Below are 12,806 nucleotides of genomic sequence, written 5' to 3' on the forward strand. Positions count from 1 at the left end.
GTCACTCACACCGACCACTTCCCAACCGGTGACGGCAGGCCGGGCGTCACGGCCCGAGCGGGGTTACTGGCACACTGCGGCCGGACTTATCCGGTCGAAGCATCGCTTACCCGATATCACGGTGTGAATATCGCATTGCCGCAGCACCTGTGGCACGAACGGCGCAGCGCGCCCGCCCCATGCCCCGTCCCCGCGTCACCCCGCTCCGGCGCACGCTCCGCCGGCCTCCGCCGCCAGCCGCCGTACGACCTCGGCGACGGCGGGGCGGTCCTGGTCCAGCCAGTTCACCTCGCCGGCCCGCTCGGGCGTCAGCCAGCGCACGGCGTCGTGGTCCTGCAGCGGCTCCGGCTCACCGGAGACCAGCCGCGCCGTCCAGACCTGGAGGACATGGGGCGGCGAGAGGGGCCAGGCACCGGGGACACGGGCGACGGGGACCACCTCCACGCCCAGTTCCTCGCGGAGTTCACGCACCAGGGCCTCGGGGGCCGTCTCGCCCGGCTCCACCTTGCCGCCGGGCAGCTCCCACCGGCCGGCGAGCGCGGGCGGCGCGCTGCGCCGGGCCGCGAGCAGCCTGCCGTCGCGCAGGACGGCGCCGCCGACGACAACACGCGCTTCCGCCCCTTCCGGGGTGTGCGGGGCTCCGGGGGTGTGCGGCGCTTCCCGGGCTTCCGGGGTGTGCGGGGCTTCCGGGCCCGCTGCCCGCGTCTCCCGCGCTTCCCGGTCCCGGGTCATACGAGGTCCTCCGTCATGGGACGGACTCTACGAGCCGCGGGCCACGCGCTCGACCACGTACAGCTGTTCACCCCCGGACCGGTGGAGCCGGGCCGCGGCCTTCTCCGCCTCCCCGCGCGTCGCGTAACTGCCGACGCGGTAGCGGTTGCCGTTGCCGTCCTCGCGTATGACGAGCCAGGGGAGGACCGCGCCGCTGTCACTCATCGCCGCCCCTCCCGCGCCGGGGCGCGCGAGCCCGCGCACAGGGTTCCGTTCTGTGAGGAAACAGCAGTCTGCATATGCCCGAGCCTACGCCGGGCCCTTACGGAGCGGATACGAGTTTGCACGAAGAGGCACGCATCCGGCCACCCGTTCGAGCAGGCGAATGCGTGCCGACGTCACCGCCGGGCGGGCCCCGGAGCACGGCTCCGGGCTCCGCGGCGGGGACGGAGACCCCTGGCGGGGGACGGGCCGGGACGCCCCGGGCGCGGAAACGGGCGGCGGGGCGGCTCCCGGTGCTCATCTGACGGGGAGGTGGTACGAGAGGCGGTAGCGGTCCGCCGGGATCACCACGTCGGCCGTCTCCACCGCCCGGCCCGAGGCGAAGAATGTCCGGGAGACGACGATGACCACCCGGCCGGGCACCCCGCCCAGCACCACCGTCTCCTCCGCGAGCCCCGGGCGGGCCCCGACCTCCTCCTGGACGTTGTCCACGACCACGTCGATCGCCGCCATCCGGTCCACCACCCCGCGCCCGGCCAGTGGCCCCTCCTCGGGCAGCATCACAGGCGTGCGGCCGGTGACCGCCAGCGGCTCCCAGGAGCTGACGATCATCATCGGCTCCCCTTCGGTGCGGTAGAGATAGCGCGTGCACATGACCCGGTCGCCCGGCTCGGCACCGAGCCGCCGGGCGACCTCGGGGGACGCGGCCTCCTGCTCGCTGCGCGACTCCCACGTGCCCCGCATCCGCTCGTCGGCCTGCTCCTGCCGGAAGGGGCTACGGTCGTCCGCCGAGCGGTACCCGGTCCGCGCGATGCGGCGCGGCTCCACGCGCTCCCGTACATACGTGCCCGAGCCCGAACGTCCCTCCACCAGCCCCTCGGCCATCAGCACCTTGCGGGCCTCCAGCGCCACGGTGTCGGAGACGCCGTACTCCGCGCGGATGCGGGCCTGGGAGGGGAGTCTGGTGTGCGGCGCCAGGGCACCGTCGACGATTTTCTGCCGCAGGTCGCCGGCGACCCTGAGATACGCGGGCTGCTCACCGAAGGACACGTGCCCCTCCCAACGAGTTGACATTCTGCGACAGCTTGGCAACCGAGAGTTGCCATCGCAAGCAAAGGCCAAAGATTCGCCCGAAGGGCTGATGCTGGGTGGGAGCAGGCATGAACGGGCCCGGCCGGGGAAGCGGCGTGCGTGCGCCGCGTGCGCCGGGTGTGCTGCGTCCTCCGGGGCTCAGGGGTGGGCCCGGTGCGCCGGGTGGGCACGCCCCGTCCCGCCCCGCGGTGTGCGAACGGGACGGGAGGGGACGAGCCGGGGCCGCGACCCGGTGTGGGGCGGGGCCCGCCCGGGATCAGAACCGCAGGGCCCAGGAGTTGAGGAAGCCGGGGGTCGCGGAGGCCGGGTCGTGGACACGGAGCTTCCACACACCGTCCGCCGTCTCACCGGAGGCGTCGACCGTGTAGTGGGCGGTGCTCTCCGCCATCCCCTCGGGGCCGGCCTCCTTCAGCACGTGGACGGAGCCGCCGGGGGCCACCAGCTCGATCCGGAGACTCTCGCTCCACGCGAACCGGATGTCGACGTCGACCCCCAGATCGGCCGGGGCGCTGTCCCCGACACCGGAGACGGCGATGGCGGACTCGGTGACCGCCGTGCCGGCGATGAGGAGGTCGGCGGTGTTCTCGAACCGCGCGACGGCCGGCCCCTGGCCGCCGCCGCCCGCCTGCCCGCCGATGTGCAGCAGCCGGTCCGGCGATCCGTCGCCCGGGTTGCCGACGGTGCCGGGCACCGCCGACGAGACGAGGGTGCCGGAGACCTCCGACGGAGCGGCCGAGGGCCGGTCGCCGAGCAGGAGCGCGGCGGCGCCCGCCGCATGCGGGGCGGCCATCGAGGTGCCGGACGCGGTGTCGGTCGCCGTGTCACCGGCGTTCGTGGCGGAGGTGATGGAGGAGCCGGGGGCGAAGAGGTCCACGCTCTCGCCGTAGTTGGAGAAGCCGGAGCGCGCCCCGGCCTTCGTGACGGCGCCGACCGTCACGGCCTCGGCCACCCGCGCCGGGGACGAAGTGGAGGCGTCCGCACCGGAGTTGCCGGCCGCCACGACATAGGTCACGCCGGAGGCGATGGAGCCCCGGACCGCCGCGTCCAGGGCGTCGCTGGCGCTGCCGCCCAGGCTCAGGTTGGCGACGGCCGGCTTGACGGCGTTCTTCGTCACCCAGTCGATACCGGCGATGACGCCCGCCTCGGTGCCGGAGCCGTTGTCGTCCAGCACGCGGACGGCGACGATCTCGGCCTTCTTGGCCACCCCGTGCTCGGTGCCGGCGATGGTGGCGGCGACATGGGTGCCGTGGCCGACGCCGTCGTCGGCGGAGGTGTCCCCGTCGACGGCGTCGTAGCCGTACGAGGCACGGCCGCCGAAGTCCTGGTGGCTGATGCGGACTCCGGTGTCGATGACGTAGGCGGTGACGCCCTCACCGGCGGAGTCGGGGTAGGTGTAGCTGGAGTCGAGGGGGAGTTCGCGCTGGTCGAGCCGGTCCAGGCCCCAGGACGGCGGGGAGGGCTGGGTCGCCGCCGTGGTGACCGTCCGGTTGCGGTGGACCGAGGCGACGTCGGGATGGGCGGCCAGCCGCCGGGCCTGGCGCTCCGGCAGGTCGAGCGCGAAGCCGTTGAGCGCGGCGTCGTAGGTCTCGGCTATCTCGCCGCCGTACCGCTTCGCCAGCGCGCGGCCCTGCCGGGAGTCCGCCGCGGGGGCGTCCTCGTCGAGCACGACGATGTAGCTGTCCTCGACCGCTCCGGCGCCGCCTGCGCCGAGGATCTCGCCCTCCGCGGGCGGTGCGGCCGCGGCGGGCAGGGCCCAGACCGCGCCGAGGACGAGGGCCGCGCCGGCCGCGAGGGCCGGACGAACCAATGGGCGGCTCGGGAGGGCGCGGAGCCGGGGGCGCGGGGAACGCCATAAGCGCCGGGGCTGTTGGGGCTGCCGGGGTTGCGCATCACTGCCATGGGGGTTCCTTCTCGGAAAGGTGCGCGGGTGGGGTGCCGCCCGGAACCGGCGGCCGGGGCGCCGATACGCGGGCGCGGCGGCGCCGGCGGACATGCACGGCCGCTCGCCGACGCAAGAGTGGCCGACCTCCGTCCCTCGCACAAGAGTGCGCCCACCCCACCGGTCACCCGCGTTTCGGCGGGAGTTCACCGCCCGGCCGGCTCCGCCACCGCCCCGCTCACGTCCGCGTGGTCCCGCTCCCCGGGCCGCCGTCCGTACGGGAGATGACGTCCCCCGGTGCGGCCCGGATGGTGCGCGGTGCCGGCGGCTCCGAGGCGCCACCGCCGGGGCCGGTTCCGTCACCCGTCTTCATCGCCCTGGCCTCGCTCTTGAGGATGCGGGCCGACTTCCCCATCGAACGCGCCAGCTCGGGCAGCTTCTTGGCCCCGAGCAGCACGACGACGACGATGAGGATGAGGGCGATTTCGCTGATCCCGAACATCTGTGTATTCCCTTCCGCGCACCGATGATTGCCCCGTCTGTCCGAAAGTCGCCCCCCGGCCGGGGGCCCGCCGGGCCCCCGCATGCGCTGGAGTCCGGGGCCCTCCGCGCCGGACGGGTCCGGGAGACCACGTCTTTCGGACGTTCCCCCGCCGAGACCCCCGCTCCGCGGACGGCACGACGCCGGGCGGCCTATTCTTCTACACGCATGTAGAACATGAACAGACGGCCCGTCAGCCGCCGGCCGGAGCATGCCCCGGGCGGCGGTGCGGCAAGCGTCTGCGCCCGGACCGACGGATGAACTTCAGGAGGACACGGTGGCTTCGATCGACCTGGACAAGGTGCTGGACAAGGCGTGGGCGGACAAGAGCCTCCCCGAAGTCCTGGCCGCACCGGTCTCGGCCCTCAAGGGCGTGTCGGACCGCGACGGCGAGCTGCTGCGGGAGGCCTTCGGCGTGAAGACGGTCGCCGATCTGGGATCGCTGAAGTACGCCCGGTGGGCCCAGGCCCTGGTGGCCCTGGACGCATCGGCCAAGTGACCGGAGGCCGCGCGGCGGCCCCGGCAGGGAACACAGGAACGGACAAGAAGGAGTGAACGCCGCCATGGTGTTCAAACGACTGCTCGGAACGCTCGGTGTCGGCGGACCGACCGTGGACACGGTTCTGGAGGACGACGCCGTGCCGCCCGGCGGGGTCCTGCGCGGACAGGTCCTGCTGCGGGGCGGGAGCGCGGACTTCGAGATCGAGCAGATCACGCTGGAGCTGGTCGCCCGGGTCGAGGCGGAGCACGAGGAGGGCGAGCGGGAGGGCACCGTCCCCTTCGAGCGCTTCACGGTGGGCGGCGGCTTCCGGCTCGCGGAGGGCGAGGAACGTGCCGTCCCGTTCGCCGTGACGCTGCCCTGGGAGACCCCCGTCACCGAGCTCCACGGTCAGCCGCTGGGCGTGGTCCTGGGGGTGCGTACCGAACTGGCGGTGGCGGGGGCGAAGGACAAGGGCGACCTCGACGCGCTGACGGTCCGTCCGCTGCCGGTCCAGGAGGCCGTGCTGGAAGCCCTCGGCGGGCTCGGTTTCGGATTCACCTCCGCCGACCTGGAGCTGGGCCGCATCCACGGCACGGGGCAGCAACTGCCGTTCTACCAGGAGATCGAGCTCTCCCCCGCCCCGCAGTACGCGCACGCGGTGAACGAGATCGAGGTGACCTTCCTCGCCGGTCCCGCCGGGGTGGAGGTCGTGCTGGAGGCCGACAAGCGCGGCGGGCTCTTCTCCGGCGGCCACGACGCCCTGAGCCGCCACACCGTCGGGCACGACGAGGCCGCGGCGCGCGACTGGCAGGCCGAGGTCGACTCCTGGATCCGGCAACTCGTCGAGCACCGGGCCGCGTACGGGGCCCCCGCGCCGTACGGCCAGACGTACGGCCACGGCGGCCCGTACGGAGGCGGGGACGCGCACAAGGACGGCCACCACCACGGCGGCCACGGTTCCGGCCCCGGCATGGGCACCGCCATCGCGGCCGGCGCGGCCGGCCTGGCCGTCGGGGTCGCCGGCGGCCTGGTGGCCGCCGAGGTCGTCGACGAGATCGGTGACGCCTTCGAGGGCGAGGAGGAGGACGAGGAGGGCTGACGGGCCCGCCGTCCGCCGCTCCGCGCCGGGGAGTTGCTCTTCCCGGCACCCCGTGACCCTGTAGCTTCTACAGAAATGTAGAGATGTCCGGTGTCCGGGCGGCCGCGTCCGCCCGGCCCGGACCACCCCCCGACCAGGCAAGGACCTTTCATGGCTCTGTGGGACCGCATCAAGGAATCCGCCCAGACGATGCAGACGCAACTGGAGGCGAAGAAGAACGACCTGAAGAGCGGCGCGTTCCGCGACGCGAGCATGGCGATGTGCGCTCTGGTCGCGGCGGCCGACGGGACGATCGACCCGGCCGAGCGCCGGCGTGTCGCCCAGCTCATCACGAGCAACGACGTCCTGCGGAACTTCCCCGCCGAGGACCTCCAGCGCCGCTTCGACGCCAACCTCGACAAGCTCACCGCCGACTTCGACTTCGGCAAGGTCGGCGTCCTCCAGGAGATCGCCAAGGCGAAGAAGAAGCCCGCCGAGGCCCGCGCCGTCGTCCAGATCGGCATCGTCATCGGCGGCGCCGACGGCGACTTCGACAAGACCGAGCAGGCCGTCGTCCGCGAGGCCTGCTACACCCTCGACCTGCCGCCCCACGAGTTCGACCTCTGAGCCGGGCCCGGGCCGCACCCCCGGCCACACCCCCGGCTCACAGCGGGGTCGCCGCCTGCAGGACGAGGAACAGCGCCACGGCCGCGTTCGCCGAGGAGAAGGCGGAGGCCGCGGTGCCCATGGCCGCGGCCCAGGCGGCCAGCCCGGCGGCCGTGCGCGCGGGCGGCCAGACGCGGGCCGGCGGGGCCGGGGCCAGCAGCGCCCGGACCCTGCGGGGCACGGGCCCCGGCGAGGCGAAGCCGGGGAAGGCCGGCGCGGGCGCCGGAGCGGAGACCAGCGCGGCCTTCCCGATGGCGCGGGCCACCAGGCGCCGGTCCCCGACGGTGCGCGCCGCCTCCTCGTCGGCCCAGCGCTCGGCCCCGTAGAGGACCGCGGTCCGCAGGGGCCGCAGAAAGGGGTTCGCCCGGGCCGCCAGCTGGACCAGCAGCAGATAACGGTGGTGCCGCGCCGTCAGATGGACCCGCTCGTGGGCGAAGAGCGCCCGGCGCTCCCGGGGCTGCAGCGCGGCCAGCATGCCCGCGGACACCACGATGCGGCCCCGCCCGCCGGGCAGCGCGTGGGCGTACGGCGTCTCGTCGGGCAGGACGGCCACCTGGGAGCCGGGCAGCCCGTCCAGGGCCCGCCGGACGCGGAGCCGCGTCCGGCGGTGGCGCCAGAGTGTCAGTGCGCAGCCCCCGGCCACGGCGTTGAGCACGGGAATGGCCGCGACCCCCAGGACCTCGTCATAGGGGACGGCCTCCCGCACCTCCGGATCGGACCAGCCGTCCGGCAAGGGATTGCCCGGCAGTTGGGCGGTGCCGACGACCATGAGCAGAGCCAGGCAGAGCGTGCTGCACACCGCCAGGACGGCGGCGGCGCCGGTCAGCAGCAGGGTGGCCGCGCGGGGATGGAGGTGCTGCTCGGCCAGCCGGGCGATGGGCCAGGCCGTCAGCGGCAGCACCAGGGGCAGGAAGACGAAGACGCCCATCACCGGCCGTCCGGTGCGCCGGCTTCCCGGTCCAGGAGTTCCCGCAGCAGCCGCTCGTCGTCGGGCGGCAGCGCGGTGACGAAGCTCGCCAGCACCGCTTCCCGGTCCGTCTCGCCGTCCAGGACCCGGCGCATGCGCAGCGCCGCGAGCCCCGCCCCGTCGGAGGACGCCCGCCAGGTGAAGGAGCGGCCGGACCGCTCCCGGGTGACGGCCTCCTTGGCGTGCAGCCGGGTGAGGATGGTGATCACGGTGGTGTAGGCCAGCCCCCCGCCGAGCCGGTCCAGCACCCAGCCGGCGGTCGCGGGTCCGGGTGCCTCGCGCAGTACGGACAGCACCTGGGCCTCCAGCTCGCCCTGGCCCCGCCGCCGCGGCCGTGAACCGCCGCTGTCCGGTTGCGCCATGGCCCCTCCCTCCGCGGCCGTGCCGTCCGGCCGAGATCAACGGCCCATCGTACCGGCGCGGCGCGGCGCGGGGCCGCGGCGCGTACGCCGGTGCGTCCGCCGGCGGCCCGAGCGCGCCCCCGGGTCACCGGCCCGGCGGCGTCCCGTGGGCCAGCACGGCCACGTGCAGGGACGTGCGCGTCGCGGGGTCGGACAGGTCCCGTCCGAGGATGCGCTCGACGCGCGCGATGCGGTCGTAGAGCACCGGCCGGGAGATGTGCAGCGCGGCGGCGGCCGCCGTCTTGTCGCCCGTCGCCAGCACCGCGCGCAGCACCTCGTACAGGGCGGTGCCGTGTCCGGCGTCGTGGTCGAGCAGCGCCCCGATCTCCCGCTGGACGAAGCGGGTGACCCGGTCGTCGCCGGACAGCAGGTGGAGCAGTCCTCTCAGATGCACGTCCGCCAGGCGGTGGTGGGGCGGGCCGGGCCGTCGGGGCGCAGCGACGCGGCCACGTGCCGGGCCTCGGCCAGGGAGCGCCGGCGTCCGGGGTCGCACCGTCTCCCCCACGGCCAGGACGGTCTCCGCGGGTGACCCGGTGCCGGCGGCGACCGCGGCGAGGAGGGCATCGGTGTCCGCGCCCGCGGGCGGGGCGAGGAGGGCGACGACGTCGTCGGACTCGACGGCGACCAGGGCCGGCACCCCGCGCTGGCGCAGCGTCACCACGAGGGAGTCCGCCAGCGCGGTCAGGGCGTCGGCGGCGACGTATGTCCGGCGGCGGCGCTGGACGACGGGCCGGGCGGCGAGGCCCAGCAGCGCGCGGCCGGTCAGCGGTACGCCCGCCTCGGCGCAGCGGCCGATCAGTTCATCGTCCACCGGGCGGTCGCGGAGCGCGGTGAGCAGGGCGTGGTGCGCCTGGCGTTCGACGCCGTCCCGGTGTCGTGCGTGCAGCCGGTGCAGCGCGAGGGCCGCGGCGGCGCGTTCGACGAGGACGAGGTGGCGGTGCGGGGGCGGCTGCGGGGTGACGAGCACGAGCCGGCCCCAGTCGTCGCCGCGGGAGCCGACCACGGTCACCAGCCAGCCGGCGCGGTGATCGTAGCCGGTGCGCTCGCCGATCCGGATGCGGCGGGAGCGGTCCTCCCAGTCGTGCAGCAGGTCGGAGGCGGGCCGGCCGCCGGTGTGGTAGCCGAGGATCTGGTGGTGGAAGGACTCGAGCACCACGGGGCACCCGGCGAGGCGCGCCGCCTCGGCGAGGATGTCGGCCGGTCCGGCCTCGGCCATGCTGAGGGCGGTGAAGGCGTCGTGGATCTGCCCGGCGGCGCGCAGCTCCAGCACCTGGGCGTCCACGACCTGCTCGCCGACGGCCTGGGTGACGCTGACGAAGCGCACCTCCCGGTGGAGGACGGCCAGCGGCAGTTTCTCCCGTTCGCAGGCGGAGACGAGCGAGCCGGGCAGCTCGGCCGTCCAGCGCCGGCCGAGTTCCACGACCAGGCCGGCGGCCCCGGCGCGGCTGAGTTCGCGGACGTAGCGGTCGAGCCCGGCGGCGTCGGCGGGCAGGGCGATGCCGGTGGCCAGGACGAGTTCGCTGCCGCGCAGCAGGGGCGCGACCTCCGGGAGCTCCACGCAGTGCACCCACCGCACCCGGCGGGTCACCGCCTCCGCGGCGGCCACCACCTCCGGGTCGCCCTGGCGCAGTTCGGGCATGGCCAGGACGTCGGCGACGGTCGGGAACACCTCCTCGCCTCCTCCCGGTCCCGCGGCCCGGGGCCGCCTTACAGAGTGTCGGCAGATCGTGCCACATCCGACGGTGTGCAGCTACGCCCCGGCGCGTGCGGCCGGTGCAATGTGCCGCATGACCGACACACAGCAGCGCATCACCCACTGGATCGACGGCAGGCCGTGGACCGGCACGCCGGAACGCACCGGGGAGGTGTTCGATCCGGCGACCGGCTCCGTGACCGCGCGGGTGGACCTGGCCGGCGTGGCCACCGTGGACGAGGCCGTCGCGTCCGCCCGCGGCGCCTTCGCCGCATGGCGCCGCACGTCGCTGTCCCGGCGGACAGCGGTCCTCTTCGCGTTCCGCCGGCTGCTGGCCGAGCGGGCCGGGGAGGTGGCCGCGGCCATCACCGCCGAGCACGGCAAGGTGCTCGACGACGCGGCGGGTGAGGTGCAGCGGGGCCTGGAGGTCGTGGAGTTCGCCTGCGGCATCCCGCACCTGCTCAGGGGCGGGCACACCGCGGGCGTCTCGACCGGGGTGGACGTGCACGCGGTGCGGCAGCCCCTCGGCGTGACGGCGGTCATCTCGCCGTTCAACTTCCCGGCGATGGTCCCGCTCTGGTTCGTTCCGGTGGCGATCGCCTGCGGCAACAGCGTCGTCCTCAAGCCGAGCGAGAAGGACCCGTCCGCCTCGCTGCTCCTGGCCCGGCTGTGGAGCGAGGCGGGCCTGCCGGACGGTGTCTTCACCGTGGTGCAGGGCGACAAGGAGGCCGTGGACCGGCTGCTGACCCACGAGGACGTGGCCTCGGTGTCCTTCGTCGGATCCACACCGGTCGCCCGGTACGTGTACGAGACGGCGAGCGCCCACGGCAAGCGGGTGCAGGCGCTGGGCGGGGCGAAGAACCACATGGTGGTCCTGCCGGACGCCGATCTGGACCTCGCCGCGGACGCCGCCGTCAACGCCGGTTTCGGCTCGGCGGGCGAGCGGTGCATGGCCGTCAGCGCGCTGGTGGCCGTGGAACCTGTCGCCGACGCGCTGGTGGCCCGGATCGCCGAGCGCATCGCCGGTCTGCGGGTCGGCGACGGCCGGCGCGGCTGCGACATGGGGCCGCTGGTCACCGCGGCGCACCGGGACCGGGTGGCCGGCTATGTGGAGGCGGGCACGGCCGCCGGCGCGGAACTGGTGGCCGACGGCCGGACCCATCCCGTCGACGGGGACGCGGGCGGCTTCTGGCTCGGCCCGACCCTCTTCGACCGCGTCACCCCGGACATGTCCGTCTACACCGACGAGATCTTCGGCCCGGTCCTGTCCGTGCTGCGCGCGGACTCGTACGACGCGGCGCTGGCCCTGGTCAACGGCAGCCCCTACGGCAACGGCGCCGCGATCTTCACGAACGACGGCGGCGCCGCCCGCCGCTTCGAGGAGGAGGCCGAGGCCGGGATGGTCGGGATCAACGTGCCCATCCCGGTGCCGGTGTCGTCGTACTCCTTCGGCGGCTGGAAGGACTCGCTGTTCGGCGACACGCACGCCTACGGCCCCGACGGCGTGCACTTCTTCACCCGGACCAAGACCGTGACCACCCGCTGGCCCGATCCGCGGCACCGCGGCATCGACCTCGGCTTCCCGCAGAACGACTGAGCCGCACCGAGAGACCCGGAGACGACGTGAACACCCGGCACGACGCGCTGCAGGACGCCGCGGCGCACCACCTGATGCTGCACTTCTCGGCGCAGCGCATCGACGATCTGCTCGTCCTCGAACGCGGTGAGGGGCCGTATGTCTTCGACACCCGCGGCAAGCGCTACATCGACGCCCTGTCCAGCCTGTTCTGCTCCCAGCTGGGCTACTCCTACGGCGCCGAGATGGCCGAGGCCGCGACCGCGCAGCTCACCCGGCTGGCGTTCAACACCACCTGGGGCACCGCGCACCCGCCCGCGATCGAGCTGGCCGAGCGCCTCACCGCGCTGGCACCCGAGGGCATGACCCGGGTGTTCTTCACCTCCGGCGGCTCGGAGGCCGTGGAGGCGGCGTGGAAGATCGCACGCGAGTACCACCTGGCGAACGGGGAGCCGCGGCGCACGAAGGCCATAGCCCGGGAGACCGCCTACCACGGGGTCACCCTGGGCGCGCTGTCGTTCACCGGGCTGCCGAGGTTCAAGGAGCCGTTCGGGCGGGCGCCCGTGGACGTCACGCACGTGTCCGCCACCAACGCGTTCCGGGCGCCCGACGGCGGCGACCCGGCGGCCTTCTGCGCCCGCCTGCTGGCCGAGGTGGAGGAGGCGATCACCGCCGCGGGTCCCGACGAGGTGGCGCTGATCATCGCCGAGCCGGTGCAGAACGCGGGCGGCTGCTTCACCCCGCCGCCCGGCTACTGGCGGGGGCTGCGCGCACTGGCCGACCGGTACGGGGCGCTGCTCATGGCGGACGAGGTCATCACCGGCTGCGGGCGGCTCGGCGAGTGGTTCGGCATCGCGCGGGAGGGCGTCACACCGGACCTCGTGAGCCTGGCCAAGGGGCTCACGTCCGCGTACGCGCCGATGGGCGCCGTCGTCGTGGCGGAGCGGGTCGCGGCCGCGCTCACCGGCACCGGGCAGCCCTTGCGGCACGGTGTCACCTTCGGCGGGCATCCGCTGTCGGCGGCCGTCGCGCTGCGCAACATCGAGATCTTCGAGCGGGACGGCGTGCTGGAGAACGTGCGCGCGCTGAGCCCGTACCTGGAGAGCCGGCTGGCCGGGCTGCGGTCCCTGCCGATCGTCGGCGACGTGCGCGGCGCGGGCTTCTTCTGGGCCCTGGAACTGGTCAAGGACGAGGCGAACACCCGCTTCGACACCGCGGAGCGGGACCGGCTGCTGCGCGGCGTGCTGCCCCGGCGGCTGCGCGAGGCGGGGATCATCGCCCGGCCCGACGACCGGGGCGACAGCGTGCTGCAGATCGCGCCGCCGCTGATCTGCGACCGTGCGGTGCTGGACGAGATCGTCGACGGTCTCGCGGAGGTCCTCACGGACGCCGTGTGACGCAGCGCACCCGCACGGTGGGGACGCGTTACCCAGGAATCACGATTTCGTTGCCGCAGGAAAATTCTGGAACGGAATCCCTTGTTGAAACCCATTCCGACT

12 protein-coding genes and 1 pseudogene are annotated in these 12,806 nt (G+C 74.5%); 5 read left to right on the forward strand and 8 right to left on the reverse strand.

Annotation, left to right across the window (positions count from 1 at the left end):
* Positions 1–195 precede the first annotated feature (195 nt).
* The 5 genes and pseudogenes from E4N63_RS11165 to E4N63_RS11185 form a co-directional block, all read right to left on the reverse strand.
* A pseudogene (locus E4N63_RS11165) lies at positions 196–609 on the reverse strand ((deoxy)nucleoside triphosphate pyrophosphohydrolase); the annotation flags it as partial.
* 150 nt (positions 610–759) lie between these two features.
* The gene (locus E4N63_RS11170; protein WP_125622170.1) at positions 760–936 is read right to left on the reverse strand and encodes an SPOR domain-containing protein; all 177 of its coding nucleotides are present in this window, start codon (positions 934–936) and stop codon (positions 760–762) included.
* A 294-nt stretch (positions 937–1,230) separates the two neighbouring features.
* A complete protein-coding gene (locus tag E4N63_RS11175) occupies positions 1,231–1,983 on the reverse strand; it encodes a GntR family transcriptional regulator (protein WP_125622168.1) in 753 nt (250 codons plus the stop codon).
* A gap of 298 nt (positions 1,984–2,281) precedes the next feature.
* Positions 2,282–3,832, reverse strand: a complete 1,551-nt coding sequence (locus tag E4N63_RS11180) for a S8 family peptidase (protein ID WP_230240546.1) — start codon at positions 3,830–3,832, stop codon at positions 2,282–2,284.
* Positions 3,833–4,142: 310 nt separating this feature from the next.
* Positions 4,143–4,406, reverse strand: coding sequence for a twin-arginine translocase TatA/TatE family subunit (locus tag E4N63_RS11185; protein WP_230240547.1), 264 nt, complete (start codon positions 4,404–4,406; stop codon positions 4,143–4,145).
* Between the two features lie 316 nt (positions 4,407–4,722).
* Here E4N63_RS11185 and E4N63_RS11190 point away from each other — a divergent pair, with 316 nt between their 5' ends.
* The 3 genes from E4N63_RS11190 (at position 4,723) to E4N63_RS11200 (ending at position 6,631) form a co-directional block, all read left to right on the forward strand.
* Positions 4,723–4,944, forward strand: a complete 222-nt coding sequence (locus tag E4N63_RS11190; RefSeq protein WP_019710234.1) for a hypothetical protein — start codon at positions 4,723–4,725, stop codon at positions 4,942–4,944.
* A 64-nt stretch (positions 4,945–5,008) separates the two neighbouring features.
* Positions 5,009–6,025, forward strand: a complete 1,017-nt coding sequence (locus E4N63_RS11195; RefSeq protein WP_230240548.1) for a sporulation protein — start codon at positions 5,009–5,011, stop codon at positions 6,023–6,025.
* 150 nt (positions 6,026–6,175) lie between these two features.
* Entirely contained in the window at positions 6,176–6,631 is a 456-nt protein-coding gene (locus E4N63_RS11200) for a tellurite resistance TerB family protein (protein ID WP_019710236.1), read from the forward strand.
* 37 nt (positions 6,632–6,668) lie between these two features.
* Here E4N63_RS11200 and E4N63_RS11205 read toward each other — a convergent pair whose 3' ends face one another.
* From E4N63_RS11205 to E4N63_RS11215, 3 genes are all read right to left on the reverse strand, one after another.
* A complete protein-coding gene (locus E4N63_RS11205) occupies positions 6,669–7,598 on the reverse strand; it encodes a M56 family metallopeptidase (protein WP_230240549.1) in 930 nt (309 codons plus the stop codon).
* The gene (locus E4N63_RS11210) at positions 7,598–7,999 is read right to left on the reverse strand and encodes a BlaI/MecI/CopY family transcriptional regulator (RefSeq protein WP_230240550.1); all 402 of its coding nucleotides are present in this window, start codon (positions 7,997–7,999) and stop codon (positions 7,598–7,600) included. Before E4N63_RS11210 ends, E4N63_RS11205 begins: the two co-directional genes overlap by 1 nt.
* Before the next feature lie 124 nt (positions 8,000–8,123).
* Complete coding sequence (locus E4N63_RS11215; RefSeq protein WP_230240551.1) at positions 8,124–9,707, reverse strand: PucR family transcriptional regulator; 1,584 nt, start codon at positions 9,705–9,707, stop codon at positions 8,124–8,126.
* 118 nt (positions 9,708–9,825) lie between these two features.
* Here E4N63_RS11215 and E4N63_RS11220 point away from each other — a divergent pair, with 118 nt between their 5' ends.
* Positions 9,826–11,328 carry a CoA-acylating methylmalonate-semialdehyde dehydrogenase gene (locus E4N63_RS11220; RefSeq protein WP_125622152.1) on the forward strand — a complete coding sequence of 501 codons (1,503 nt, stop codon included), beginning with the start codon at positions 9,826–9,828 and terminating at the stop codon, positions 11,326–11,328.
* A gap of 26 nt (positions 11,329–11,354) precedes the next feature.
* On the forward strand, positions 11,355–12,704 hold the full coding sequence (locus tag E4N63_RS11225) for an aspartate aminotransferase family protein (RefSeq protein ID WP_230240552.1): 1,350 nt from the start codon (positions 11,355–11,357) through the stop codon (positions 12,702–12,704).
* The last annotated feature ends 102 nt before the right edge of the window (positions 12,705–12,806 follow it).

The sequence above is a fragment of the Streptomyces sp. MNU89 genome, from assembly GCF_020982505.1.
GTDB lineage: Bacteria > Actinomycetota > Actinomycetes > Streptomycetales > Streptomycetaceae > Streptomyces > Streptomyces xinghaiensis.

Bases quoted from the DNA above. Each gene is read 5' to 3' on its own strand.
- E4N63_RS11185 (WP_230240547.1), bottom strand. From the start codon at position 4,406: ATGTTCGGGATCAGCGAAATCGCCCTCATCCTCATCGTCGTCGTCGTG.
- E4N63_RS11220 (WP_125622152.1), top strand. From the start codon at position 9,826: ATGACCGACACACAGCAGCGCATCACCCACTGGATCGACGGCAGGCCG.
- E4N63_RS11205 (WP_230240549.1), bottom strand. From the start codon at position 7,598: ATGGGCGTCTTCGTCTTCCTGCCCCTGGTGCTGCCGCTGACGGCCTGG.
- E4N63_RS11170 (WP_125622170.1), bottom strand. From the start codon at position 936: ATGAGTGACAGCGGCGCGGTCCTCCCCTGGCTCGTCATACGCGAGGAC.
- E4N63_RS11200 (WP_019710236.1), top strand. From the start codon at position 6,176: ATGGCTCTGTGGGACCGCATCAAGGAATCCGCCCAGACGATGCAGACG.
- E4N63_RS11195 (WP_230240548.1), top strand. From the start codon at position 5,009: ATGGTGTTCAAACGACTGCTCGGAACGCTCGGTGTCGGCGGACCGACC.
- E4N63_RS11210 (WP_230240550.1), bottom strand. From the start codon at position 7,999: ATGGCGCAACCGGACAGCGGCGGTTCACGGCCGCGGCGGCGGGGCCAG.